Below are 23,725 nucleotides of genomic sequence, written 5' to 3'. Positions count from 1 at the left end.
GCTGCAACTATGAGTGTCATTGTTTCGGATCGTCGCACACTGGTCGTAGGGCTCGGTAAAACCGGGCTTTCCTGCGTGCGCTATCTGTCCGAGCAGGGGCGGGACGTAGCTGTGGCCGATAGCCGCCAGGCTCCTCCAGGCCTTGATCAATTGAAGGCTGAGTGGCCGGATATTCCGTTGCACCTGGGCGCTTTCGACACAGAACTGTTTGCCGGTTTCAACGAGCTGGTGGTCAGTCCGGGAATCAGCGTTGCGGAGCCTGCCATTGCCGCAGCCGCGCGCCAGGGAGTAAGAATCCGCGGCGATATTGATCTGTTCGCCGAGGCTGCCGATGCGCCCATCGTTGCGATCACCGGCTCCAATGGAAAAACCACCGTCACCACCCTGGTGGGTGAGATGGCAAAAGCGGCCGGCCGGAAAGTTGCTATCGGCGGCAACATCGGCACCCCGGCCCTGGATCTTCTGGGCCAGGGTGCAGACCTGTATGTGCTCGAGCTGTCCAGTTTCCAGCTTGAGACCACGGACGAACTGAACGCCCTGGCTGCGACTGTACTGAACGTCAGCGACGATCACATGGATCGTTACCCGGATAAAATGGCCTACTTTCAGGCCAAGCAGCGGATCTTCCGGGGCTGCAAGAACGCCATTGTCAATCTGGACGATCCCCTGAGCACCCCCATGGCAAGGGACAACCTTAGGTTCCTGTGTTTCGGTTTTCACCGGGTGAATCCAGAAACGTTCAGTACCCGGGACGATGATCAGGGCACCTGGATTACCTTCGGGTTCGATAACCTCCTGCTCGCCAGTGAACTGAAGCTGATGGGGCATCATAATATCAGCAACGTGATGGCCGCTCTGGCACTGGGCCATGCCGCCGGCCTGCCCATGGACGTGATGCTGACGGTCGCCCGGGAATTTCCGGGGCTGCCGCATCGCTGCGAGTTTGTGCGCCGGCTGAACGATGTAGATTTCATCAATGATTCCAAGGGTACCAATGTCGGAGCCACAGTGGCCGCCATTGAAAGCCTTGCACCGGACAATGGCAAAGTTGTGCTGATCGCCGGGGGTGACGGCAAAGGTGCTGATTTTACCGCCCTGGAAGCGCCCATTGCCCTGCATTGCCGGGCTGTGCTGTTGATCGGTCGCGCTGCGCCGGCCATCGCCGATGTGCTGGGCAGCGGTATTCCGGTTCACCGGATGGACAGCCTCGCCGAGGCGGTCGTCCGGTCCGCAGATCTGGCGGTGCCCGGGGATCGTGTATTGCTTTCGCCGGCTTGCGCGAGCTTTGACATGTTCCGTGATTATCTCGATCGCGGTGACCAGTTCCGTTCTCTGGTGGAGGCCCTGTGATGCACGCAGATCTTTCCCTGCAGAACCGGAACCAATGGCTTGGCGAGGTTCAGCCTCTGCCCATACTGGTGATCAGTTCGGTTGCCTTGCTGGTGATGGGCGTTGTCATGATTTCCTCGGCATCCATGGATATGGCCGCTGAAACCATGGGTAACAGCTACCACTATGTGATTCGCCAGTTGATGTTTGCCGGTCTTGGTTGCCTGCTGGCGCTGGTCGCCGTCAACGTTCCGGTGGCCTGGTGGGAGCGCAGCGGATGGTTGCTTCTGGGTATTGGCCTGGTGTCGCTGGTTCTGGTTCTTACGCCTCTGGGACGGACCGTAAACGGCTCCACCCGCTGGATTCCGTTTGGCCTGTTTAACGTCCAGGTTTCGGAAGTGGCGAAGCTCTGTCTGATTGCCTACCTGGCAGGTTACGTGGTCCGTCGCCGTGATGAACTGCTCAATACCTGGCCCGGCTTCCTCAAGCCGCTGGTTGTTCTTGGTCTGGCCTCGGTTCTACTGGTCATTCAGCCGGACTTTGGTGCCACGGTGGTGCTGGTGACGGCAGCGGCGGGGATGATCTTCCTTAGCGGCGTTCGGCTTAGCCGGTTCGTGCCGCTAATCGGCACGCTGGTGGTTCTCGGCGCCATTCTCATCGTTACCCAGCCCTACCGTCTGAAACGGGTTGTCAGCTACCTGGACCCCTGGAAAGACCAGTTCGACAGCGGTTACCAGTTGACTCAATCGCTGATCGCCTTTGGCCGCGGAGACTGGGGCGGGGTAGGCCTGGGTAACTCTATCCAGAAGTTGTTCTATCTGCCCGAGGCGCACACCGACTTCATCTTCGCCATTATCGCGGAAGAGTTCGGTCTGCTGGGATCCCTGCTGGTGCTCAGCCTGTTCACTCTGCTGGTGGTGACCGGGTTTGTCATTGCTCGTCGGGCAGAGAAAGCGGACATGCCGTTCGGCGCCTGTTTCGCCTATGGGCTGACCCTGCTGATCGGCCTGCAGGCAGGGATCAACATGGCGGTCAGTACCGGCCTTCTGCCAACCAAGGGTCTGACCCTGCCACTGGTAAGCTACGGCGGATCCAGCCTGATGATTAACTGTATCTGCATTGGCATTCTGGCCCGCGTGGAAATGGAACGCCTTGATCAGGAAAAACTGGCCCGTGAAAAGGCCGGTCCAAAGACGCGGGGAGGAGCAGTGTATGACTGAACAGCGCCGCTTCCTGCTGATGGCCGGTGGTACCGGAGGCCATGTTTTCCCGGCCCTGGCGACGGCACGGGCACTTGAAGCTCGTGGTCACCAGGTCTACTGGCTTGGTGCAAGTGGAGGCATGGAGCAGAGACTCATCGGGGAAACCGACATTCCTCTGTCACTGATTCATATTTCCGGTTTGCGGGGCAAGGGCAAGCTTGCTCTGGTGCTGGCGCCGTTCCGTCTGATGCGGGCGTTGGGGGAGGCGTTCACCATCCTGCGCCGGATCCGCCCGGATTGCGTCGTGGGTATGGGTGGGTTCGTCACCGGGCCCGGTGGTGTGGCTGCGTGGTTGAGCCGCACACCGCTGGTGATTCATGAACAGAACGCCATAGCCGGTATGACCAACCGGATTCTGGTGAGATTTGCTGAAACCGTGCTGGAAGCGTTCCCTGGAAGTTTTGGGCCAAAAGTGGTCACCCGCTGCACCGGTAATCCGGTTCGGGAGGATCTCGCGGCCCTGCCGGTGCCCGAGCAGAGGCTGGCCGGGCGCGAAGGTGCCCTCAGGTTGCTGGTGATTGGCGGCAGTCTTGGGGCCCAGGTTTTCAACGAGCAACTGCCCGAAGCCCTGGCCATGTTGCCGGAAGCTGATCGCCCGGTGGTTCGTCACCAATGTGGTGAGCGTCATGCAGATGCGGCCCGGCAGGCTTATGGGCAACACGGGGTTGAGGCGAGCGTGGAGCCGTTTATCAAGGATATGGCCGAAGCCTACCAATGGGCCGATATGGTGCTATGCCGGGCTGGCGCGCTGACGGTTTCCGAGTTGTGTGCAGCAGGCATCGGTGCAGTACTGGTGCCATTTCCACACGCCGTGGATGACCATCAGACGAAGAATGGGCAACAGATGGTGGCGGCCAAGGCGGCCATCCTGATTCCCCAGGCAAAAATGACCCCGGTGGTGCTGGCGGAAACCCTGGGCGATCTGGCCCGGGATCGCAGCCGGGTAACTGATATGGCGAAAGCCGCGCGAACGCTGGCCCGCCCCGATGCAACGGAGAGAGTCGTGAATTACTGTCTGGAGGCCGCCAATGGCTGATGCAACCAATCCGCCCCTGGTCTATCAGGTGCCTGAAATGCGCCGGATCCGTCACATCCACTTTGTGGGGATTGGTGGTGCAGGGATGAGCGGCATCGCCGAGGTTCTCAAGAATCAGGGCTACGACGTTTCCGGATCGGATCTGAAAGAGGGAACTGTGACCGATCGCCTCAAAGCCATGGGCGTTGAAGTTCAGATCGGCCATCGGGAAGAGAACAGCGCGAGTGCTGATGTTGTCGTGGTGTCTTCGGCGGTGTCGGCGGAAAACCCCGAAGTTTTGGCTGCCCGTAGTCGGCGGGTGCCGATTGTACCCAGGGCAGAAATGCTGGCGGAAATCATGCGCTACCGTCACGGGATTGCCGTGGCCGGAACCCATGGCAAGACCACGACCACCAGCCTGATCGCATCCATTCTCGGTGAGGCAGGCCTGGATCCGACTTTTGTGATTGGCGGCAAGCTGAACAGCGCCGGCACCAACGCTCAGTTGGGCGGTTCCCGCTACCTGGTGGCAGAGGCCGATGAGAGCGATGCCTCCTTCCTGCACCTGACACCGGTGATCTCGGTGGTGACCAACATCGAAGCAGACCATATGGATACCTATGGCGGCGATGTCGAGAAACTGAAGCAGACCTTCGTAGACTTTTTGCACAACCTCCCGTTCTATGGCATCGCCGTGATGTGTGTGGATGATGGTTACGTTAAGGAGATCATTCCCCGGATTTCCCGGGCGATCATTACCTACGGGATTGACAACCCGGACGCGGATTACCGTGCCGAAAGCATCAACTCCGATGGCCTGCGCACCCACTTTGTGGTGAAGCGACCGGCCGGGCGGAGTGACCTGACAGTCGAGCTGAAAATGCCGGGCCGACACAACGTGCTGAACGCCCTGGCGGCCATTGCCGTGGCCACTGATGAAGGCGTTGACGATGACGCGATCTGCCGCGGTCTGGCTGGGTTTGCTGGTGTCGGTCGTCGGTTTCAGGTCTACGGCGATTACCAGACGCCCAAGGGCACGGTCACACTGGTGGACGATTACGGACATCACCCCACGGAAGTGGAGGCGGTCATCCGCGCGGCACACGATGCCTGGCCGGATCGTCGTCTGGTCATGCTGTACCAACCACATCGCTTTACCCGGACCCGTGATCTCTATGAAGACTTTGTTCGGGTGCTGTCGGAAGTGGACGGCTTGCTGCTGATGGACGTCTACTCCGCCGGCGAACCGGCGATTCCAGGTGCCGACGGCAGGGCTCTGTGTCGCAGCATTCGGCAGCGTGGACGGGTGGAACCGGTCTTCGTCGAGGATAACCGGGAAATTGAAGCCCTGTTGGCCAATGTCCTGCAGGATGGCGACCTGCTGATAACGCAGGGGGCAGGCGATATCGGTGGTGTGGCTTCGCGGCTGGCGGCCGCAGGAGTGGTTGCAGGTGAGTGATATGCATCATAACGAAGCGCAGGCCTATCAGGCGGATCCCGAGCTTGTGAGGGCGCTCGGGCGGGTTGCGGTCTTTATGGGCGGCGATTCTGCCGAGCGGGAAGTCTCCCTGAAGAGTGGCAAGGCAGTGCTGGCGGCGCTGGTATCGGCCGGCGTGGATGCCTATGCCGAGGACGTTAAAGGCTGCCTGCTGAGAACGGTCGATAACCCGCAATTCGATCGTGTCTTTATTGCCTTGCACGGCAGGGGCGGCGAGGACGGTACGTTGCAGGCCATCCTGTCGCAGGCCGGGATTCCGTATACCGGTAGCGAAATGCTGGCCTCCGCACTGGCCATGGACAAGCTCAGAACGAAGTACGTATTCGAAGGTTGCGGCTTGCCAACGCCGAAGTTCCGGACCATGTCCGTTGCAGAGCAGGCGGACCAGATTGTTGACGAGTTACGGGCGCCCCTGAGCGTGAAGCCTTCCCGTGAAGGCTCCAGTATTGGCATCCGCAAAGTGTACACGGCGGCTGAATTGGCTGAAGCGTACGAAGCCGCAGCGGCGCTGGATAGCCTGGTTCTGGTGGAGGAGTGGATCGAGGGGCCGGAGTTTACCGTCAGTCTGTTGCAGGATCGGGCCCTTCCGGCCATTGGTCTGAGCGCAAGCACCGAGCACGTTTTTTACGATTACGACGCCAAGTACCTGGCGGACGACACCCGTTATCAAATTCCCTGTGGCCTGGCACCCGAGGACGAAGTTCGCCTCCAGCACCTGGCACTGGATGCATTCCGGGTTGTTGGCTGCCGGACCTGGGGCCGGGTCGACATTATGCAGGACAGCGAAGGCCAGTTCTGGCTGCTGGAAGTCAATACCGTGCCCGGGATGACCGACCACAGCCTCGTGCCCATGGCGGCGAAGGCGGCAGGCATCAGTTTCGAGGAACTGGTGGTCCGGATATTGAAGGACACCCTGGAGGGCGCCGATGCTTGAAACGCTGCTGATCCGGAGCCGGGCGACACCGTCCGAGCCCCCGCGACGCCGAGGGGCAACGTCCCTCGGTCCTGAGCGGGACCGGTTTGGCGTGTTGAAGGGTGTGCTGGCGGCTGTGCCGTGGCTTCAGGTGGGCATGGGCGCTGTGATTGTGCTGTTGGCCGCACTGGTGCCCTGGGGCACTGGCAAGGTGCTGGGTGCCATGGATCAGCAGATCCTGGCGGTGGATGTGAAAGGAGAATTTATGGGCGACAGCCGGGTCGCCATTGAGCGCGCCGCTGGCGACTGGATCGGCAAGAGCTATTTCGCCACGGATCTTTCGGAAATCAAGGCCAGCCTGGAGCGTCGGCCCTGGGTTGAGTCCGCCGCGGTGCGTCGGGTGTGGCCGGACCGGCTGGTGATCGATATCCGGGAGAAGAAGCCCCTGGCTTACTGGACCGACGGGCGCCTGGTCAGTCGGACCGGCGAACTGTTCGCGCCGTCCAATCCGGAAGTCGCGGGTCGGTTGCCCAGGTTGGCCGGTCCCGATGAGAGGGTACGGGATGTGATCAACATGGCGCGGACCATGAGCGACAGGCTGGTCGCCCGCGACCTGGGATTTTCCGGCCTGGCTCTCGAACACCGGGGCGCCTGGACCCTGCAGCTGGCCAATGGCATCGAAGTGGTGCTTGGCCGGGATCAGGTGGAACAACGGTTCGAGCGGTTTATCACGGTTTATGAAAACCGGCTGGCAGCACGGTCGGATGAAGTCAGTCGGGTGGATGCCCGGTACACCAATGGTGTGGCGGTCAAGTGGAAAGCTGTCGAGACAGCCTCCAGCCCGAAATCATAGCAACAGTTAATTCAGACCTACGGTTTGGTGGAACACATGTCATCGGTTGAAACGGAAAACATGATTGTCGGCCTTGATATCGGAACCTCGAAGGTGGTTGCGATTGTCGGCAAGCGCAAGATGGACGGCACCATCGAAGTGGTGGGCATTGGTTCCCATCCTTCCCGGGGCCTCAAGCGTGGAGTGGTGGTTAACATTGAAACCACGGTCCAGGCAATTCAGCGCGCGGTGGAAGAGGCGGAGTTGATGGCTGGATGCCGCATTCACTCAGTATATGCGGGTATTGCTGGCAGCCACATCAAGAGCCTGAACTCCCACGGGATCGTTGCCATCCGTGACCGTGAAGTCACCCAGGCCGACATTGACCGGGTGATCGATGCCGCTCAGGCGGTCGCGATTCCTGCAGACCAGAAGATTCTTCACATTCTGCCCCAGGAATTCGTGATCGACAGCCAGGAAGGCATCAAGGAGCCAATGGGTATGTCGGGTGTGCGCCTGGAAGCAAAGGTGCATCTGGTGACCTGCGCGGTAAATGCCGCCCAGAACATCGAGAAATGCGTGAAGCGCTGCGGCCTTGAGGTGGATGACATCATCCTGGAGCAGCTGGCATCCAGTCACGCCATCCTCACCGAAGACGAAAAGGAACTTGGGGTCTGCGTGGTGGATATCGGTGGTGGCACAACTGACATTGCCGTGTTTACTGGCGGCGCTATTCGACACACGGCGGTGATTCCGATCGCCGGCGACCAGGTGACCAACGACATCGCGATGGCGCTGCGCACGCCGACCCAAAACGCGGAAGAAATCAAGATCAAGTATGCCTGCGCACTGACCCAGCTGGCCGGTGCGGATGAAACCATCAAGGTGCCCAGCGTTGGCGATCGCGCCCCTCGGGATCTTTCACGGCAGGCCCTGGCCGAGGTGGTCGAGCCGCGCTACGAGGAGCTGTTCACCCTGGTTCAGTCAGAGTTGCGCCGGTCCGGATTCGAGGACCTCATTCCCGCAGGCATCGTGATAACCGGCGGTTCCTCCACCATGGAAGGCGTGGTGGAGCTGGCCGAAGAGATCTTCCACATGCCAGTAAGGCTGGCCTGTCCGCAGGCGGTTTCCGGCATGACGGAGGTGGTCAACAATCCCATCTACGCCACTGGCGTTGGGTTGTTGATTCATGGTTTCCGCCAGATGGATCTCGGGCGGGCACCGGTGCTCAAGGGTGAAGATGCACCCTCGCTGTTTGAGCGCATGAAAGCCTGGTTTACCGGTCATTTCTGACGGAACCGGGTGGTAGTACACGAAGGTATCTCGAAAACACAATCTCGAACAAACAGCCCGGAACAAGGGCTGAAAACAGCACGAAGGAGTAGGGGAAATGTTTGAACTCGTCGATAATGTCCAGCAAAACGCTGTCATTAAAGTCGTCGGTGTAGGCGGTGGTGGCGGTAACGCCGTTCGCCATATGCTTAACAGCGACATCGAAGGTGTGGAATTCATCTGCGCCAACACAGATGCCCAGGCGCTGACCGATATGGATGCGCGCCAGATCATTCAGCTCGGTGGCAATATCACCAAGGGGTTGGGTGCCGGCGCCAATCCGGAAGTCGGTCGTCAGTCCGCCCTGGAAGACCGCGATCGCATCGCCGAAGCCATCAAGGGTGCTGATATGGTCTTCATCACTGCCGGCATGGGCGGTGGCACTGGTACCGGTGCTGCGCCAATCGTGGCGGAAGTGGCCCGTGAACTGGGTATTCTGACCGTTGCCGTGGTCACCAAGCCTTTCATGTTCGAGGGCGGCAAGCGCATGAGCGTTGCCGAATCCGGGCTGAAAGAGTTGGAGGAGAGCGTCGACTCCCTGATCACCATCCCCAACGAAAAGCTGCTGGCGGTTATGGGCAAGAAAACCAGCCTGCTGGACGCATTTGCCGCAGCCAACGATGTGCTTCTGGGCGCAGTGCAAGGTATCGCCGACCTGATTACCCGTAACGGTATGATCAACGTCGACTTTGCCGACGTGAAGACCGTCATGTCCGAAATGGGTATGGCCATGATGGGAACCGCCCGCGCTACCGGCGAAAACCGTGCATGCGAAGCGGCCGAAGCCGCGATCCGCAGCCCGCTGCTGGAAGATATCAACCTGCAGGGTGCCAAAGGCATTCTGGTCAACATCACCGCTGGTATGGACCTCAACCTGGGCGAATTCTCTGAAGTTGGCGACATTGTGCGCGAGTTTGCTTCTGATTCTGCCACGGTTGTTGTCGGTACCGTCATTGATCCGGAGATGACCGACGAACTGAAAGTGACGGTTGTTGCGACCGGCCTTGGCGGTGATCGTGAGAAACCGACCAAGGTGGTGGACAATACCCGCACCCTGGATGGAACAACCGATTACAACCAGCTGGACCGTCCCGCCGTTCTGCGTCGCCGGGCCGTTTCCCATGGAAACGTGGCTATCGACCAGAGCAAGGATAGTGAGGAACAGGGTGTCGACTATCTCGATATTCCCGCATTCCTCCGTCGGCAGGCTGACTGATAATCTGGTGCAATTATGATCCGGTTCCGGTTCGTCAGCGAAAGATGAAGCCCAAAACTGGTGAATACGTGCACTGATTGCCATGGGTTGCGTGCTGTATGAACATTCAGCAACAACGGATTGGTTAAATGGTATTCAGTCTTATTTTCTGATATTCTCCGGGCAGATTTTTGCCTAGAATATCGCCTTTTTGTGACGGAATTATGTACCGATGATCAGACAACGGACACTTAAAAACACCATCCGGGCCACCGGTGTGGGCTTGCACTCTGGTGAGAAGGTTTACCTGACCCTTAAGCCTGCCCCGGTGGACTCCGGTATCATCTTCCGCCGTACCGATCTTGAACCAATGGTTGAGATTCGTGCCTGTGCGGAAAATGTAGGTGAGACCATGCTGTCCACGACGCTGGTAAAAGACGGTGTCCGTGTGGCGACCGTAGAGCATCTGCTCTCGGCCATGGCTGGTCTCGGAATTGACAACTGTTTCGTCGAGCTTAGCGCCGCGGAAGTGCCCATCATGGACGGCTCTGCCGGTCCATTTGTGTTTCTTCTGCAGTCTGCCGGAATTGCCGAGCAGGATGCGGCCAAGCGTTTCATCCGAATCAAGCGTGAGGTAACGGTCGAGGAAGGCGACAAGAAAGCGACCCTGCTGCCTTTTGAAGGCTTCAAGGTCAGCTTCGGTATCGACTTTGATCACCCGGTGTTCAAAGGCCGCGCCCAGACAGCAACCGTCGATTTTTCCAGCACCTCCTTTGTCAAGGAAGTGAGCCGCGCGCGGACCTTTGGTTTCATGCGTGACATCGAAAAATTGCGTGCCATGAACCTCGCCCTTGGTGGTAGTGTGGATAACGCCATCGTCGTTGATGATTACAAAATCCTCAACGAAGACGGACTGCGCTATGACGACGAATTCGTGAAGCACAAGTTGCTTGATGCCATCGGCGATCTCTATCAGTTAGGCAATAGCCTGATTGGCGAGTTCCGAGGCATCAAATCCGGCCACGATCTGAATAACAAGTTGTTGCGCAAGCTCAGGGCAGAAGAGGATGCCTGGGAAGTGGTGACCTTTGATGACGAGGCCACTGCCCCGATTTCCTACATGAAGCCTGTGCTGGCGGCGGGTTAAAGCCGGACGCTTTAATCCCGGACGTGGCTAGCGAGTTTTTCGAGAACCTCGCGTAATGCTTTATCCTTCGTGTGCCCGGCTTCCTCTTTGAGGAGCCGGGCATTTTCTCGACTCAAAGGCTCCTTTTTGAATACCGGTTTTTCCCGGAATCTGGGCGGGGCAACCTTGACCTTCAATTTCCAGACAAACCGAAACAGTTCGTTCTCTCGCAGTTTTTCCATGATCTCGTGCTGGCGGAATCGGATCTGACTGGCTTTGCCGGCGGTTTCGGCGGTCAGAACCAGCTCTCCGTCCTTGCAACTGACAAAGCGTGTCCCGGTGACCAGCTCACTCGGAAGGGCGGCCAGAACCTCTTCTTCCGCCTGTCGATGGAGCTCAGCCTTTGCCACAAGATCCTTGAGCACTGGGGTCTTGCCAAGCTTGTCGAAGGTCATTTTTTGCTCGCTTTTCCGTTTCATGGCGGCGTTTTTACTCGACGGCTCCGTTTACGATTGGTTACACTTCGGCACGGTTTATGCGTAGTGCCTGTATTACACTCGTTTTACATTGTGTTAAATGACTATGTCTACCGGGCGCTGCAATTTTTTCAGTATGTAGCTGTTGCCAAAGGATGGCAGACCCCCTTCGGATTTCTCCGGGGCGCAACACTGCGGGATGCGGTTGCGGCTCAACGATGAAGCCAGATGACGATATGAACATTATTCTTGTTGGCAAACACCACGGAAAGTCCCGTGCGTTGTCGATCAACAGTACGCTTGCTGTCGGGCTGCTCTTTTTCGTGCTTTTGCTGCTCGTTGTTGCTGGCTGGGCTGGTTATCAGATGGCTATCGAGCAGGTGGAAGCCAGAGAACCCACCAATTCCGAGCTGGTGGCCGAGTGGCAGCTAAAACTGGCAGAGCAGAAGGTGGAGCTGGCCAGTATTGAAGAAAACGTTCAGCAACAGGTTGATGCGTTGACGCTGCGTCTGGGCGAGATTCAGGGCCGTCTGTTACGCCTGGATGCTCTGGGCCAACGGTTTGTCGAATCCGGCCTGGTAGCCAGCGATGAATTCAACTTCGATAAGCCGGCGGCCGTCGGTGGACCGGAAGACGCCTTGTCCGGCGATTCCTTTTCAGCGCCTGAGCTGACCCGAATGATCGAGGAAATGGAGTGGCGGATTAAGGACCGTGAACAGCAACTCCGGTTACTCGATCAATTGGCTTCCAGCAAACGTCTCGAAGACGAGCTCTACCTGGAAGGTCGCCCGATCACCTGGGGTTGGCTATCCTCCAAGTACGGCTATCGTTCCGATCCGTTTACCGGCAAGCGTACCTGGCATGCTGGTGTTGATCTTGCCGGCAAGGATGGCAGCGATATTATCTCGGTCGCGGGCGGCGTGGTTACCTATGCCGGGGAGCGCTACGGCTACGGGAATCTCGTGGAAGTCGACCATGGTGATGGTCTGATAACCCGTTATGCCCACTGCAAGACCATCAAGGTGCAGGTGGGTGACGTTGTCCAGAAGGGCCAGGTAGTGGCGCTGATGGGCAGTACCGGGCGTTCTACCGGCCCTCATGTACACTTTGAAGTTATCCGGAATGGCAAGTCTGAAAACCCGGAAACCTATATCAAGCGGGCTAGCCGCTGACCCGGTTCCGGCTCACCCGCCGCTTTCAGAACCTCTCCGCCATTCCGCGCCCGGCCAGTTTTTATCCGTGAATCCGGTGCCTCATCGGCGACTTAGTGCGCCAGTGTGAGGCCTGCCTTTTGTCCTGTTACAAAATAAGGTTAGAATGCCGGCTTCCTTCGTTTAATCAAAGAAGCAGTGGTCTATGTTCACAAAGCTTGCAACCAAGATGTTCGGCAGTAAAAACGCCAGAGAAATCAAGAGAATGCGTAAATCTGTCATACGTATTAATGAACTTGAAGAGCAATATGGCAATCTGTCCGACTCCGAGTTGCAAGGCAAGACCGCCGAGTTCCGTCGCCGGATCGACGAAGGCCAATCCCTGGATGCCCTGCTTCCGGAAGCCTTCGCAACCGTGCGTGAAGCGGGCCGTCGGGTCATGGGCATGCGTCATTATGACGTTCAGCTGATCGGCGGCATTACCCTGCATGAAGGCCGGATCGCGGAAATGAAAACCGGTGAAGGTAAGACTCTGGTTGCTACCGCCTCGGTTTATCTCAATGCACTGTCCGGCAAGGGCGTCCACGTTGTAACCGTGAACGATTACCTGGCTCGTCGGGACGCAGACTGGATGGGCAAGCTCTACCGGTTCCTGGGCATGCAGGTCGGTGTGGTGGCCTCGGGCCAGCCGGGGGAGGAAAAGCGGGCGGCCTATCAGGCGGATATTACCTACGGCACCAACAACGAATTTGGCTTCGACTATCTGCGCGACAATATGGCGTTCAGTACCGAAGACAAGGTCCAGCGGGGCCTGAACTACGCGATCGTGGACGAAGTGGACTCGATCCTGATCGATGAGGCCAGAACGCCACTGATCATCTCCGGTGCAGCGGAGGACAGCTCGAAGCTGTACCAGGCCATCAACGAGTTGGTCCCCAGCCTGGAGAAAGGTGAAGTGCCTGAAGAGGGCGAGCCTACTGGGGACTTCACCATTGACGAGAAGTCCCGTCAGGTTGAGCTGACGGAAGGCGGTCACGAGAAAGTCGAAGAACTTTTGCTAGAGCGTGGACTTCTGAAAGAAGGTGAGAGCCTGTATTCCGCGGCCAACCTCAGTCTGTTGCATCACGTTCATTCGGCACTGCGCGCCCATCATCTTTTCCAGAAAGACGTGGATTACATTGTTCAGGGCGGCCAGGTGGTCATCGTTGACGAGCATACCGGTCGTACCATGCCGGGTCGCCGCTGGAGCGAAGGTCTGCACCAGGCCGTTGAGGCCAAAGAGGGCGTCAAGATCCAGGCCGAAAGCCAGACGCTTGCTTCTACCACCTTCCAGAATTATTTCCGGCTGTACGACAAGCTAGCCGGTATGACCGGTACGGCAGATACCGAAGCCTTCGAATTTCGCCAGATCTACGGCCTCGACGTAGTGGTCATTCCGCCTAACAAGCCGATCCAGCGGACTGACTACAACGACCTGGTGTATCTGACCCAGGAAGAGAAATTCCACGCGATCATCGACGAGATCAAGGATGTCACTGCCGAGGGGCGTCCGATCCTGGTCGGTACCGCCTCTATCGAGGCTTCCGAACTACTCTCCATGCTGCTCAAGAAGGCACGGATTGAACACAAGATCCTGAACGCCAAGCAGCACGAATCCGAAGCCCACATCATTGCTCAGGCGGGCCGTCCCGGCGCAGTAACCATCGCCACCAATATGGCCGGTCGTGGTACGGATATCGTGCTCGGTGGTAACTGGGAGCACGAAGTGGCGGCCATGGAAAATCCTTCGGAAGAAGAGATTGCGCGGGTCAAGGCGGAATGGACCGAGCGCCATAACCAGGTGCTTGAGGCTGGCGGCCTGCACATCATCGGTACCGAGCGTCACGAGTCTCGCCGGATTGATAACCAGCTTCGCGGGCGGGCCGGTCGCCAGGGCGATCCCGGTTCCTCGCGGTTCTTCCTATCCCTGGAAGACAACCTCATGCGTATCTTTGCTCCTGACCGGGTCAAGAGCCTGATGCAGGCAATGGGCATGAAGAAAGGCGAGGCCATTGAGCACCGGATGGTGACCAACGCTATCGAGAAATCCCAGCGTAAGGTGGAAGGCCGCAACTTCGATATGCGGAAGACGCTGCTGGAATACGACGACGTGGCCAACGATCAGCGGACGGTCATCTATGACCAGCGTAACGAAGTCATGTCGTCCGACGATATTTCGGACATGGTCAAGACCATTCGGGAAGACGTTGTCGACTCGCTGATCAGTGAATACATTCCGCCCCAGAGTATGCCGGAACAGTGGGACATCGCCGGGCTGGAAGCCCAGCTTCAATCCGAGATGGCGATTGATTTGCCGGTCCAGAAGTGGCTGGAAGAAGACAACAAGCTGTTCGAGGAAAGTCTGCGCCAGAAGATCCTGGACGAGATTGTGGCCGCCTACGAAGGCAAGGAAGAGATTGCCGGTTCCGAGGCCATGCGCAAGTTCGAGAAGCAGGTGTTTCTGCAAGTTCTGGATACCCTTTGGAAAGAACATCTTTCGAACATGGATCACCTGCGTCGTGGTATCCATTTGCGGGGTTACGCCCAGAAGAACCCCAAGCAGGAGTACAAGCGCGAGGCGTTCAACCTGTTTGAAACCATGCTTGATACCATGAAGCGTGATGTGACGCGTGTTCTCTCGCATGTACGTGTCCAGAGCCGTGAAGAGATGGAAGAAGTCGAGCGTCGTCGGAAGCAGGAGCTGGAAGAAGAACTCGCCCGCGCGCGCCTGCGCCACGACGAGACCAGTGCCACAGCCCAGAGCCAGGGTGAGGGCGATGCTGACGAAGCCCGGCAGTCGACTCCGGAAACCTTTGTTCGACAGGAGCGCAAGGTGGGCCGAAACGAACCCTGCCCCTGCGGGTCCGGCAAGAAGTACAAGCAGTGTCATGGCAAGGTCAGCTAATCTAGAGCACTGACAGAACCATCGGAACCCGCAATCTTCCAGCCACGACTGGTGGGATGCGGGTTTTTTCGTTTTCGGCGGTTCGTGTGGTCCTTCGAGCACAACCCCAGACAAGAGGAATGGCAGAATGGCGGTAGGTCCGGGAACCTTACCTGAGTTTTACCCGGTAGCCGGGGTCAAGGTCGGCATAGCCAGTGCAGGCATAAAGAAGCCGGGGCGTAAGGACGTGGTTGTGTTTGCGCTGGCACCGGAAAGCCGGGTAGCCGGTATCTTCACGAAAAACCAGTTCTGTGCGGCACCGGTTACCCTCAGCCGCCGGCATCTGGCCGAGACCTCGCCCAGGTACCTCTTGATCAATACCGGCAATGCCAACGCCGGTACCGGTGACCAAGGTATGCGCGATGCGGTGGCCTGCTGCCAGGCCCTGGCAAAGCAGGGGGGCGTCACGGAAGCCGAGATTCTGCCGTTTTCCACGGGGGTGATTGGCGAGCCGTTGCCGGTCCAGAAGATTGTTGGCGCGCTTCCGGAGGCTTTGGCGAACACTGCGGAGAATCGCTGGGCTGAAGCCGCCAGTGGCATCATGACCACGGACACTCGCCCGAAAGGTGCGTCCTGTCAGGTGGAGCTGGACGGCCATACGGTGACCATTTCCGGCATCAGCAAGGGCGCGGGCATGATTCGTCCCAACATGGCGACCATGCTCGGGTTTATTGCCACCGATGCCCGGATTGCGCCCAAGCTACTGCAGACGCTTGCCTCCGAACTGGGAGAGCGATCCTTTAATCGCATCACCATTGATGGCGATACCTCCACCAACGATGCCTGCATGCTGATGGCCAGTGGTCAGTACTCCGGCCCTGAGATCACCGCCTCCAGCCCGGCGCTGCCCAAGCTCAGGGAGGCACTGCAAAACGTTTATCTGGAACTGGCCCATGCCATTGTCCGTGACGGCGAGGGTGCAACCAAGTTTGTCACCATCGATGTCACTGGCGCAGCCAGCCAACAGGAGGCGCTGGATGTCGCCTACACCGTTGCGCATTCGCCGTTGGTCAAGACCGCACTGTTCGCCTCGGATCCGAACTGGGGCCGGATTCTGGCGGCGGTAGGGCGCGCCGGTGTCGACGGGCTGGATCTCGACGCTCTGGAGATCTACCTGGGTGATGTCTGTCTGGTCCGCAACGGTGGCAGGGCCGAGGACTACTCGGAAGCCCGTGGGCAGGCTGTGATGGACCGGGAAGAGATCACCATTGCCATTGATCTCAAACGGGGTGATGTCCGGGAGACGGTCTGGACCTGCGACTTCTCCCATGATTACGTCACCATCAACGCAGAGTACCGTACCTGACCATGTCTGCGTCGGAAGCCCCCGTAAAAGAAATTCACGTTGCCGTTGCGGTTATTGTTCGGGATGGACGGGTATTGATTGCCCGCCGGCCGGACCATGTCCATCAGGGGGGCTTGCTGGAGTTCCCCGGGGGCAAGGTGGAGCCGGGTGAGAGTGTTCAGGCGGCACTGGTGCGTGAGATTGCCGAGGAAACCAGCCTGAGAGTGCCGGAAGACTCCCTGGAGCCTGTTATTGGCATCCGCCACGACTATGGCGACAAGCGGGTTTTCCTGGACGTCTGGGAAACCAGAGCCGCCGAAGGCGAAGCCAAGGGATGCGAGGGGCAGCCGGTTGAATGGCTTGCCCCGGCGCAGCTTCGGGATGAGGACTTCCCCGCCGCCAACCGGCCAATCATTCGCGCCCTGCGGTTACCCCGTCAGCTTGCGATCACCGGAGAAGCCAGTGATCCGGATCAGGCTGTTGCGCGCCTTCAGACGGGTCTTGGGATTGCCAGGCCTCCCCTCGTGGTGCTCCGGGCTTCTACCATGAGTGCACAGGCCTATCGGGACTTGGCGGCGAAAGCGGTTCCGGTTTGTGAAAAGGCTGAAGCTGCCCTGATTGTTCACGGCGGCCCCGAAGTATTCCGCACCACACCCGGTGCCCGGGGGCTTCACCTGCCCTGGCGTGAGGCGGCCGGGCTCTCGGCCCGACCGGTTCCGGGGAGTGTCTGGCTTGGGGTGTCCTGTCATGACAGGCAGGAAATTGATCATGCGTCGGCAATCGGAGCGGACTACGTGACCCTGGGGCCTGTGCAGCCGACGGAAAGCCACCCGGGTGCGCCGACCCTGGGCTGGCCAGCTTTTGCCGACCTGGTGTCCGCAGCCGGGCTGCCGGTGTTTGCCCTGGGTGGGCTGTCGCCCAGCGATCGCCAGGAAGCCCGTCAGCGAGGTGGCCAGGGCATCGCCGGTATCCGCTTCTGGTGGCCGCAAAGCTGACACTTGTCAGCGACGCCGTGGCCATCTCTGTTATGCTGTTGTTCCTGCGTTTTTCACCATCTTGCACAACCGATTCCGGGAGACACCTTGAGCAAACTGACCCATCTCGATGACAAGGGCGAAGCCCGCATGGTGGACGTGACCGACAAGGCGGCCACCGAACGCGAAGCCCGCGCTGAAGCCACCATCCGCATGGCGCCGGAAACCCTCAACATGATTATTGAGGGTGAGCATCCAAAGGGGGATGTCCTGGCTGTTGCCCGTATCGCCGGTATCATGGCTGCGAAGAAGACCCATGATCTGATTCCCCTGTGCCATGCCTTGAACCTGACCTCTGTGAAAGTCGAGCTGAGTCCGGGCAGTGATGGTGCTTCTGTGCACATTCTCACCCGCTGCAAACTGTCCGGCCAGACCGGTGTCGAGATGGAAGCGCTGACCGCGGCAAGCGTTGCGGCGCTGACACTGTACGACATGTGCAAGGCCGTGGACCGTGGTATGGAGATCGGTTCGGTGCGGCTGCTGGAGAAGAAAGGCGGTCGTAGTGGCCACTGGGTGGCCGATAACGCCTGATCTGGCGGACGTCCGCGCTCGTAAGTGTTGTTTACTAAGACTATGCCGGAGGAGCAACAGTGTCGAGACTACGCCAAGCGGGCGGGCCCGTGATAGAATGCGCGGCCCGATTGACTGAACCACGAGGAAACACTGTGGCTGTTCGCTACATCCAGACCTGCCGGTTGCCGACCCCGTTCGGGGTATTTGATATGCACGGCTTTGAAGAACCGGATACCGGAAAGGAACACGTTGCCCTGACCTTGGGCGACCTCGATAGTGACGAACCCATGCTTGCCCGCACCCACTCGGAATGTCTTACCGGTGATGCCCTCTACAGTATGCGTTGTGACTGCGGTTACCAGCTGGAGGAGGCGCTGCGAAGTATCGCCCGGGAAGGCCGGGGTATTCTGATGTACCTGCGCCAGGAAGGGCGGGGAATCGGCTTGCTGAACAAGATTCGCGCTTACCACCTGCAGGATCAGGGTGCTGATACCGTTGAAGCCAATGAGCGCTTGGGGTTCGCGGCGGATCTGCGTGACTACAGCATGTGCAAGGACATGCTGGAGCATCTCGGCATCAAGAGCCTGCGGCTGATGACCAACAACCCCCGCAAGGTGAAAGCGCTGTCCTCCTATGGCATCGACATCACCGAAAGGGTCGCTCTGCATGTGGGCCGCAACCCCCACAATGAACACTACCTCGATACCAAGCAGAGCAAGCTGGGCCACTGGCTGGAGACGCACCAGGACGATGATCCGGAGATCTGAGCCGATTTCGGATCTGGATACCAAAAAGCCCGCGATTGTCGCGGGCTTTTTACATTCGAAAGTAAGATTTATGGTTATTTGACGACTTTCAGATTCTGGTGGCGGAGGGTTTCCACCCGCGTGCGGATAGCCGATTCAATACCTTTGGCGTCCAGGCCACACTCGGCCAACAGTTCACCATGCTTGCCGTGGTCCATGAAGGTATCCGTTAGGCCCAGTTGAAGCACCGGCATGGCGACCAGCCGGCTGTTAAGGAATTCGGTCACGGCGCTGCCGGCACCGCCGGCAATGGCGTTCTCTTCCAGGGTGACGAGCAGTTCATGCTGCTCGGCGAGCTCCAGCACCAGATCCTCATCCAGGGGTTTGACGAAACGCATGTCGGCGACTGTCGCGCCCATGGCTTCTGCGGCCTCCAGCGCTGGCGCCAGTAGGGTACCAAAATTGAGTATGGCCACCCCTTTTCCGCTGCGAATCCGGCGACCCTTGCCAATCTCCAGCGGTGTCAATTCCTGCTGTATTTCGGCACCGGGGCCCGTGCCACGCGGGTAGCGAACCGAAGCCGGTCCTTCGTAAAACATGCCGGTCTGGAGCATCTGGCGGGTTTCGTTTTCGTCCGAGGGTGTCATCACCACCATGTTCGGCACGCAGCGCAGGTAGCTGATGTCAAATGCACCGGCGTGGGTCGGGCCGTCTTCACCGACCAGGCCCGCGCGATCAATGGCGAACAGAACATCCAGATTCTGGATGGCGACATCGTGGATCAGTTGATCGTAGGCCCGCTGCAGGAACGTCGAATAGATGGCGACAACCGGTTTGGCGCCATCACAGGCCAGACCCGCAGCCAGTGTGACCGCGTGTTGTTCGGCAATGGCGACATCGAAATAGCGTTCCGGGAAACGCTGTGAGAAAGCCAGCAGATCCGAGCCTTCACACATGGCCGGGGTAATGCCCACCACACGCTCATCCTGCTCGGCAGAATCGCACAGCCACTGGCCAAAGACGTTGGCGTATTTTGGTTTCTTCGGTTTTGGTTTGACCGGTTCGAGCTTGCTGGGTGGAACCGGCTCGATCTTGTTGATGGCGTGATAACCAATCGGATCCGCTTCCGACGGGGCAAAGCCCTTGCCTTTGGTAGTCACCACATGCAGGAACTGCGGACCTTCAAGTTCGCGAATATTCTCCAGGGTTTCCACCAGCAGGGGCAGGTCATGGCCATCGATCGGGCCGATGTAGTTGAAGCCCAGTTCTTCGAACAGGGTGCCCGGGGCAATCATGCCCTTGAAGTGCTCCTCGGTCTTCTTGGCCAGCGCCATCAGGTGCGGCGCCCCCTGCAGAACCTTCTTGCTGCTGTCGCGCACCTGATTGTAGGTGCGGCTGGACAGCAGCTTGGCAAAGTAGTTGGACAGCCCGCCAACATTCCGGGAGATCGACATGTCATTATCGTTGAGGATAACCAGCATGTCGGCATGCAGGTGACCGGCATGGTTAAGGGCCTCGAATGCCATGCCGGCGGTCATGGCACCGTCACCAATGACGGCAATGCTCTTGCGACCGGTCTGTTGCAGGCGCGCGGCGATGGCCATGCCCAATGCCGCACTGATCGAGGTGCTGGAGTGGCCAACGCCAAAGGTGTCGTATTCGCTTTCGGCCCGTTTCGGGAAGCCGGCCAGGCCGCCTTTGCGCCGGATGCTGCCCATCGCCTCCTTCCGGCCGGTCAGTATCTTGTGGGGATAGGCCTGATGGCCGACATCCCAGACCAGGCGGTCGCTCGGAGTTTCAAAGACGTAGTGAAGGGCGACGGTAAGCTCAAGCACGCCCAGACCCGCGCCAAAATGGCCGCCGGTCTGGCCCACTGACCATAACAGAAATGCCCTGAGCTCCCGGGCCAGCAGGGTCAGCTGCTCCGGGGCCAGCTCTCTCAGCTGGGCGGGTTCGTCAATCCGGTCCAACAGAGGCGTGTTGGGCCGCTGTGACGGGATTTCCTTGAAAATATAAGTGTCCTGCATCTGCTCGGGTCTTTTCCGGTACGTTCAGTAACTGACTGGCATTATAAGGGAACAGGGGAGGCTGTTTCACACAAAGCGGGCCAGTTGTTACGAAAATATCTACAGCCAGTGTGCGCCTTCCGGGCGCCGTGGTTCAATGGGTTCTTGCCACCACGTAATCGGCCATGGCCCTCAAAGGATCGGCTTCGGTGCCGAAATCCCGCAGGCTTTGCTGGGCCTGCCCAAGCAGATCCGCCAGATGCTCCCGGGCGCCGGCCACACCAAGCAGGGCGGGATAGGTGGGTTTGGCGCGGGCGGCATCCGAACCCTGGGGTTTGCCAATGACCGTGGTGTCACCCTCGATGTCCAGCAGGTCATCCTGAACCTGGAATGCCAGGCCCAGTGCCTTGGCATACTGTGTAAGGGAGGCCAGAGTCTGCTCGTTGACCGACGGCGCGGTCAGGGCGCCAATCCGAACGCTGGTCTCGATCAGGGCGCCAGTCTTGTGCCGGTGCATGGTTTCAAGTTGTGCCAGTGCCAGGGTTTTGCCAACGGATTCAAGATCAATGGCCTGGCCACCAACCATTCCCCCATGGCCACTGGCCCTGGCCAGTTCCCTGACCATGATCAGGCGCACCGATTCAGACAGCCCCGGAGCTTCGGCAAGCCAGCCGAATGCCAGTGCCTGCAGGGCATCACCAGCGAGGATGGCGGTGGCCTCATCGAAGGCTATGTGGGTGGTGGGCCGACCGCGGCGCAAGTCATCGTCGTCCATGGCCGGCAGGTCATCGTGGATCAGTGAGTAAGCATGGATCAGTTCCACCGCGCAGGCCGGAATCAGGGCCCCGTCACCGGTCTGTCCCAGCGCCTTTGCCGCCGCGAGGCACAGCGCCGGTCGGATTCGCTTGCCGCCGCCCAACACGCTGTAGCGCATGGCTTCCTGCAGTCGACCGGAGGCGGAGTCATGGGTAATGCACCGGTCCAGTTCCGCATCGACGCGGGCCCGGCAGGTTTCCAGAAAGTCAGAGGTAAACAGGTTCGGTCCGGACATCAGTCAGCATCATCCGGTGAAAACGGGCGGGTTTCCAGGGAGCCGTCACTGTTTTGAACCAGTTGTTCGACCCGTTGCTCGGCGCTCTTAAGCGCTTGCTGACATTCACGGGTCAGCTTGACACCCCGCTCAAACGCCGTCAGGGACTGTTCCAGAGACAGCTCGCCCTGTTCCAGATCGCGAACCAGCTTTTCCAGCTCATCAAGAGATTTCTCAAAATCGGCTATCGATGTGGCGCCTTGTTCACCGGCCATCAGGGGCCCTCCGATCGGGTGGCAGAATTTCGCGGATTATACCAGAGCCTGATCGCTATCGCTGCCAATGGAAGTGACGGCGTTCCCCGGTTTCGGCGTCCGGGCCCCAGCTCTGTTCGGTTACCTTGATCTCACCGCTGACAGACACGGTCACTACGGTGGTTGCCCGGGTGCCATAATCGGAACCGACGATAAAGGGCGACGACAGGAAGCGCTCCGTCTCCAGGCCAACGCCAGTGTCGGGTAGCAGATGGTCCGGTGCCGGCGTGCTGTCCTGGAGCAGGGGGATCAGCTCCTTGTGTAGCTTTTCTGCGTTGTGGCCGGCGGCGGCAATGGTATCCCCTGCAGCCTGCCGGAGGCGCAGGAGCTTGGGCCAGGGGGTCTGCAGCAGATGGTTGCTCAGGCCGTAGACCCCACGGTGGATTTGCCGGCCTGGATGGGCATCCCGGTTACTGAAATACCAGCCATCTGCTGTGGTCATGTGCACCAGGTTGAAGCCGGAGAACTGGTTGGCCGTGTCGAGCAGATAGTCCTCAAGATGATCCCGGGAATCGGTGAGAGCCCGCAAAGGCAGTTCACCCCGGCTGATTCGACCGGTTTCCGGTGCACCCTCGCGGACGTTGGTCACGGCGCTGACCTCTCCCTGGGCATTGACCGCAAGCCAGGTGCCTCCAGAGAGCAGGTCACGGCCGGCAAGCACCCGGCTACCGGATTCCGTGGTCCACCAGTCCATGGCGGCTGTCGGGCGACGGAAGAATTCATCCCGATTGGCGGCAACAACCAGTGGGAAATGAGGGTTCTGGCCAAGGGCGAAAGCGATCAGGCACATGGTGTAGGAGTAGGCTCCCGGATTTAATGAAGTTGACTCTTGCGCTGTGTATCATACCAGCCTTGGTTTTCCCGGGTGCGGTTCAAACTATGACCCTGATCTATGTAATAGCATCTTATCTGGCCCTTGGCGCCCTGGCGGGCACCGTGGCGGGTCTTTTCGGCATTGGCGGCGGGCTGATCATCGTGCCTGTGTTGATGTTCAGTTTTGGTCTGCAGGGAATCAATCCGGAGATTATTCCCCACCTGGCCGTTGGTACCTCGCTGGCGACCATCGTGTTCACGTCGGTCAGCTCCGTACGTTCCCATAACAAGCACGGCGCGGTGCGCTGGGATCTGTTTCAGCCCATGATGGTCGGAATTATTGCCGGGGCTCTTGTTGGCGCCTGGACGGCGTCCCTGATGAGCGGGCGTGCCCTGGAACTGGTCATCGGCATTTTCGTGATTCTGGTGGGCCTGAAAATGTTTTTCCAGGTTGACCCTAAGCCGGGTCGTGATGTTCCAGGCGCCGCCGGTCTGGGTGTTGCTGGCGGCGGCATCGGCTGGGCCTCGGCGATTTTCGGAATCGGGGGTGGGACCCTCACAGTGCCCTATCTGAGCTGGTGCAACGTGCGCATGCAGCAGGCGGTGGGCACATCGGCTGCCTCCGGCTTGCCTATCGCCATCGCCGGCGCGCTGGGTAACATCTGGACCGGGTGGCACAATCCCGCGTTGCCGGAACTGAGCGTCGGCTTCATTTATTTGCCGGCCCTGATCGGTATTATTCTCACCAGCGTTTTCTTTGCGCGGATTGGCGCCAACCTGGCCCATCGGCTGAACGCCCGTATTCTCAAGCGTACTTTCTCCATCATGCTCCTGCTGGTGGGGCTTCGTTTTCTCCTGAGCTGAGAGGTAGT

21 protein-coding genes are annotated in these 23,725 nt (G+C 59.1%); 16 read left to right on the top strand and 5 right to left on the bottom strand.

Annotation, left to right across the window (positions count from 1 at the left end):
* Positions 1-9 precede the first annotated feature (9 nt).
* From murD to lpxC, 9 genes are all read left to right on the top strand, one after another.
* Complete coding sequence (gene murD, locus CFT65_RS16900) at positions 10-1,350, top strand: UDP-N-acetylmuramoyl-L-alanine--D-glutamate ligase (protein WP_088829206.1); 1,341 nt, start codon at positions 10-12, stop codon at positions 1,348-1,350.
* Positions 1,350-2,549, top strand: coding sequence for a putative lipid II flippase FtsW (gene ftsW / locus CFT65_RS16895; RefSeq protein WP_088829205.1), 1,200 nt, complete (start codon positions 1,350-1,352; stop codon positions 2,547-2,549). The genes murD and ftsW overlap by 1 nt, the downstream gene beginning before the upstream one ends.
* Entirely contained in the window at positions 2,542-3,627 is a 1,086-nt protein-coding gene (gene murG / locus CFT65_RS16890) for an undecaprenyldiphospho-muramoylpentapeptide beta-N-acetylglucosaminyltransferase (RefSeq protein ID WP_088829204.1), read from the top strand. Before ftsW ends, murG begins: the two co-directional genes overlap by 8 nt.
* The gene (gene murC, locus CFT65_RS16885) at positions 3,620-5,065 is read left to right on the top strand and encodes a UDP-N-acetylmuramate--L-alanine ligase (RefSeq protein WP_088829203.1); all 1,446 of its coding nucleotides are present in this window, start codon (positions 3,620-3,622) and stop codon (positions 5,063-5,065) included. The genes murG and murC overlap by 8 nt, the downstream gene beginning before the upstream one ends.
* A 1-nt stretch (position 5,066) precedes the next feature.
* Positions 5,067-6,038, top strand: coding sequence for a D-alanine--D-alanine ligase (locus tag CFT65_RS16880; RefSeq protein ID WP_088829202.1), 972 nt, complete (start codon positions 5,067-5,069; stop codon positions 6,036-6,038).
* Positions 6,031-6,870 carry a cell division protein FtsQ/DivIB gene (locus CFT65_RS16875; protein WP_088829201.1) on the top strand — a complete coding sequence of 280 codons (840 nt, stop codon included), beginning with the start codon at positions 6,031-6,033 and terminating at the stop codon, positions 6,868-6,870. The genes CFT65_RS16880 and CFT65_RS16875 overlap by 8 nt, the downstream gene beginning before the upstream one ends.
* A gap of 36 nt (positions 6,871-6,906) precedes the next feature.
* Entirely contained in the window at positions 6,907-8,142 is a 1,236-nt protein-coding gene (gene ftsA / locus CFT65_RS16870; protein WP_008176504.1) for a cell division protein FtsA, read from the top strand.
* A 97-nt stretch (positions 8,143-8,239) separates the two neighbouring features.
* A complete protein-coding gene (ftsZ, locus tag CFT65_RS16860) occupies positions 8,240-9,397 on the top strand; it encodes a cell division protein FtsZ (protein WP_088829200.1) in 1,158 nt (385 codons plus the stop codon).
* A gap of 211 nt (positions 9,398-9,608) precedes the next feature.
* Complete coding sequence (gene lpxC / locus CFT65_RS16855) at positions 9,609-10,523, top strand: UDP-3-O-acyl-N-acetylglucosamine deacetylase (RefSeq protein ID WP_088829199.1); 915 nt, start codon at positions 9,609-9,611, stop codon at positions 10,521-10,523.
* Between the two features lie 11 nt (positions 10,524-10,534).
* On the opposite strand, the gene CFT65_RS16850 is transcribed toward lpxC, so the two are convergent.
* Positions 10,535-10,981 (bottom strand): DciA family protein, encoded by a 447-nt coding sequence (locus tag CFT65_RS16850; protein WP_088829198.1) that lies wholly within the window; start codon positions 10,979-10,981, stop codon positions 10,535-10,537.
* Between the two features lie 215 nt (positions 10,982-11,196).
* Here CFT65_RS16850 and CFT65_RS16845 point away from each other — a divergent pair, with 215 nt between their 5' ends.
* The 6 genes from CFT65_RS16845 to ribA all read left to right on the top strand — a co-directional run bounded on the left by CFT65_RS16845 (position 11,197) and on the right by ribA (position 18,711).
* Positions 11,197-12,150: a M23 family metallopeptidase gene (locus CFT65_RS16845; protein ID WP_088829197.1), complete on the top strand. Its 954-nt coding sequence runs from the start codon at positions 11,197-11,199 to the stop codon at positions 12,148-12,150.
* Positions 12,151-12,334: 184 nt separating this feature from the next.
* The gene (gene secA / locus CFT65_RS16840; protein ID WP_088829196.1) at positions 12,335-15,073 is read left to right on the top strand and encodes a preprotein translocase subunit SecA; all 2,739 of its coding nucleotides are present in this window, start codon (positions 12,335-12,337) and stop codon (positions 15,071-15,073) included.
* Between the two features lie 127 nt (positions 15,074-15,200).
* Complete coding sequence (gene argJ / locus CFT65_RS16835; RefSeq protein ID WP_088829195.1) at positions 15,201-16,418, top strand: bifunctional glutamate N-acetyltransferase/amino-acid acetyltransferase ArgJ; 1,218 nt, start codon at positions 15,201-15,203, stop codon at positions 16,416-16,418.
* 2 nt (positions 16,419-16,420) lie between these two features.
* Positions 16,421-17,392 carry a Nudix family hydrolase gene (locus CFT65_RS16830; protein WP_088829194.1) on the top strand — a complete coding sequence of 324 codons (972 nt, stop codon included), beginning with the start codon at positions 16,421-16,423 and terminating at the stop codon, positions 17,390-17,392.
* Positions 17,393-17,479: 87 nt separating this feature from the next.
* Positions 17,480-17,962 carry a cyclic pyranopterin monophosphate synthase MoaC gene (gene moaC / locus CFT65_RS16825; protein ID WP_088829193.1) on the top strand — a complete coding sequence of 161 codons (483 nt, stop codon included), beginning with the start codon at positions 17,480-17,482 and terminating at the stop codon, positions 17,960-17,962.
* Between the two features lie 134 nt (positions 17,963-18,096).
* The gene (ribA, locus tag CFT65_RS16820) at positions 18,097-18,711 is read left to right on the top strand and encodes a GTP cyclohydrolase II (protein WP_088829192.1); all 615 of its coding nucleotides are present in this window, start codon (positions 18,097-18,099) and stop codon (positions 18,709-18,711) included.
* A 74-nt stretch (positions 18,712-18,785) separates the two neighbouring features.
* On the opposite strand, the gene dxs is transcribed toward ribA, so the two are convergent.
* The 4 genes from dxs to CFT65_RS16800 all read right to left on the bottom strand — a co-directional run bounded on the left by dxs (position 18,786) and on the right by CFT65_RS16800 (position 22,830).
* On the bottom strand, positions 18,786-20,717 hold the full coding sequence (gene dxs / locus CFT65_RS16815) for a 1-deoxy-D-xylulose-5-phosphate synthase (protein ID WP_088829191.1): 1,932 nt from the start codon (positions 20,715-20,717) through the stop codon (positions 18,786-18,788).
* Between the two features lie 133 nt (positions 20,718-20,850).
* Positions 20,851-21,747 (bottom strand): (2E,6E)-farnesyl diphosphate synthase, encoded by an 897-nt coding sequence (gene ispA / locus CFT65_RS16810; RefSeq protein WP_088829190.1) that lies wholly within the window; start codon positions 21,745-21,747, stop codon positions 20,851-20,853.
* On the bottom strand, positions 21,747-22,001 hold the full coding sequence (locus CFT65_RS16805) for an exodeoxyribonuclease VII small subunit (protein WP_088829189.1): 255 nt from the start codon (positions 21,999-22,001) through the stop codon (positions 21,747-21,749). The genes ispA and CFT65_RS16805 overlap by 1 nt, the downstream gene beginning before the upstream one ends.
* 55 nt (positions 22,002-22,056) lie before the next feature.
* The gene (locus tag CFT65_RS16800) at positions 22,057-22,830 is read right to left on the bottom strand and encodes an NRDE family protein (protein ID WP_088829188.1); all 774 of its coding nucleotides are present in this window, start codon (positions 22,828-22,830) and stop codon (positions 22,057-22,059) included.
* A gap of 89 nt (positions 22,831-22,919) precedes the next feature.
* Here CFT65_RS16800 and CFT65_RS16795 point away from each other — a divergent pair, with 89 nt between their 5' ends.
* Positions 22,920-23,717, top strand: a complete 798-nt coding sequence (locus tag CFT65_RS16795) for a sulfite exporter TauE/SafE family protein (protein WP_088829599.1) — start codon at positions 22,920-22,922, stop codon at positions 23,715-23,717.
* Positions 23,718-23,725: the final 8 nt, after the last annotated feature.

The organism is Marinobacter sp. es.048 (genome assembly GCF_900188435.1).
Lineage (GTDB): Bacteria > Pseudomonadota > Gammaproteobacteria > Pseudomonadales > Oleiphilaceae > Marinobacter.
The sequence above is the reverse complement of the archived record's forward strand: the minus strand, read 5'-3'. Positions and strand labels throughout refer to the sequence as shown.

What these genes read in the sequence shown, in the direction of transcription:
- argJ (WP_088829195.1), top strand. Translation starts at nt 15,201, where the DNA reads ATGGCGGTAGGTCCGGGAACCTTACCTGAGTTTTACCCGGTAGCCGGG.
- ftsZ (WP_088829200.1), top strand. Translation starts at nt 8,240, where the DNA reads ATGTTTGAACTCGTCGATAATGTCCAGCAAAACGCTGTCATTAAAGTC.
- murG (WP_088829204.1), top strand. Translation starts at nt 2,542, where the DNA reads ATGACTGAACAGCGCCGCTTCCTGCTGATGGCCGGTGGTACCGGAGGC.
- murD (WP_088829206.1), top strand. Translation starts at nt 10, where the DNA reads ATGAGTGTCATTGTTTCGGATCGTCGCACACTGGTCGTAGGGCTCGGT.
- CFT65_RS16850 (WP_088829198.1), bottom strand. Translation starts at nt 10,981, where the DNA reads ATGAAACGGAAAAGCGAGCAAAAAATGACCTTCGACAAGCTTGGCAAG.
- ispA (WP_088829190.1), bottom strand. Translation starts at nt 21,747, where the DNA reads ATGTCCGGACCGAACCTGTTTACCTCTGACTTTCTGGAAACCTGCCGG.
- CFT65_RS16830 (WP_088829194.1), top strand. Translation starts at nt 16,421, where the DNA reads ATGTCTGCGTCGGAAGCCCCCGTAAAAGAAATTCACGTTGCCGTTGCG.
- ftsA (WP_008176504.1), top strand. Translation starts at nt 6,907, where the DNA reads ATGTCATCGGTTGAAACGGAAAACATGATTGTCGGCCTTGATATCGGA.
- lpxC (WP_088829199.1), top strand. Translation starts at nt 9,609, where the DNA reads ATGATCAGACAACGGACACTTAAAAACACCATCCGGGCCACCGGTGTG.
- CFT65_RS16800 (WP_088829188.1), bottom strand. Translation starts at nt 22,830, where the DNA reads ATGTGCCTGATCGCTTTCGCCCTTGGCCAGAACCCTCATTTCCCACTG.
- CFT65_RS16880 (WP_088829202.1), top strand. Translation starts at nt 5,067, where the DNA reads ATGCATCATAACGAAGCGCAGGCCTATCAGGCGGATCCCGAGCTTGTG.
- ftsW (WP_088829205.1), top strand. Translation starts at nt 1,350, where the DNA reads ATGCACGCAGATCTTTCCCTGCAGAACCGGAACCAATGGCTTGGCGAG.
- CFT65_RS16875 (WP_088829201.1), top strand. Translation starts at nt 6,031, where the DNA reads ATGCTTGAAACGCTGCTGATCCGGAGCCGGGCGACACCGTCCGAGCCC.
- CFT65_RS16805 (WP_088829189.1), bottom strand. Translation starts at nt 22,001, where the DNA reads ATGGCCGGTGAACAAGGCGCCACATCGATAGCCGATTTTGAGAAATCT.
- dxs (WP_088829191.1), bottom strand. Translation starts at nt 20,717, where the DNA reads ATGCAGGACACTTATATTTTCAAGGAAATCCCGTCACAGCGGCCCAAC.
- CFT65_RS16845 (WP_088829197.1), top strand. Translation starts at nt 11,197, where the DNA reads ATGAAGCCAGATGACGATATGAACATTATTCTTGTTGGCAAACACCAC.
- CFT65_RS16795 (WP_088829599.1), top strand. Translation starts at nt 22,920, where the DNA reads ATGACCCTGATCTATGTAATAGCATCTTATCTGGCCCTTGGCGCCCTG.
- secA (WP_088829196.1), top strand. Translation starts at nt 12,335, where the DNA reads ATGTTCACAAAGCTTGCAACCAAGATGTTCGGCAGTAAAAACGCCAGA.
- murC (WP_088829203.1), top strand. Translation starts at nt 3,620, where the DNA reads ATGGCTGATGCAACCAATCCGCCCCTGGTCTATCAGGTGCCTGAAATG.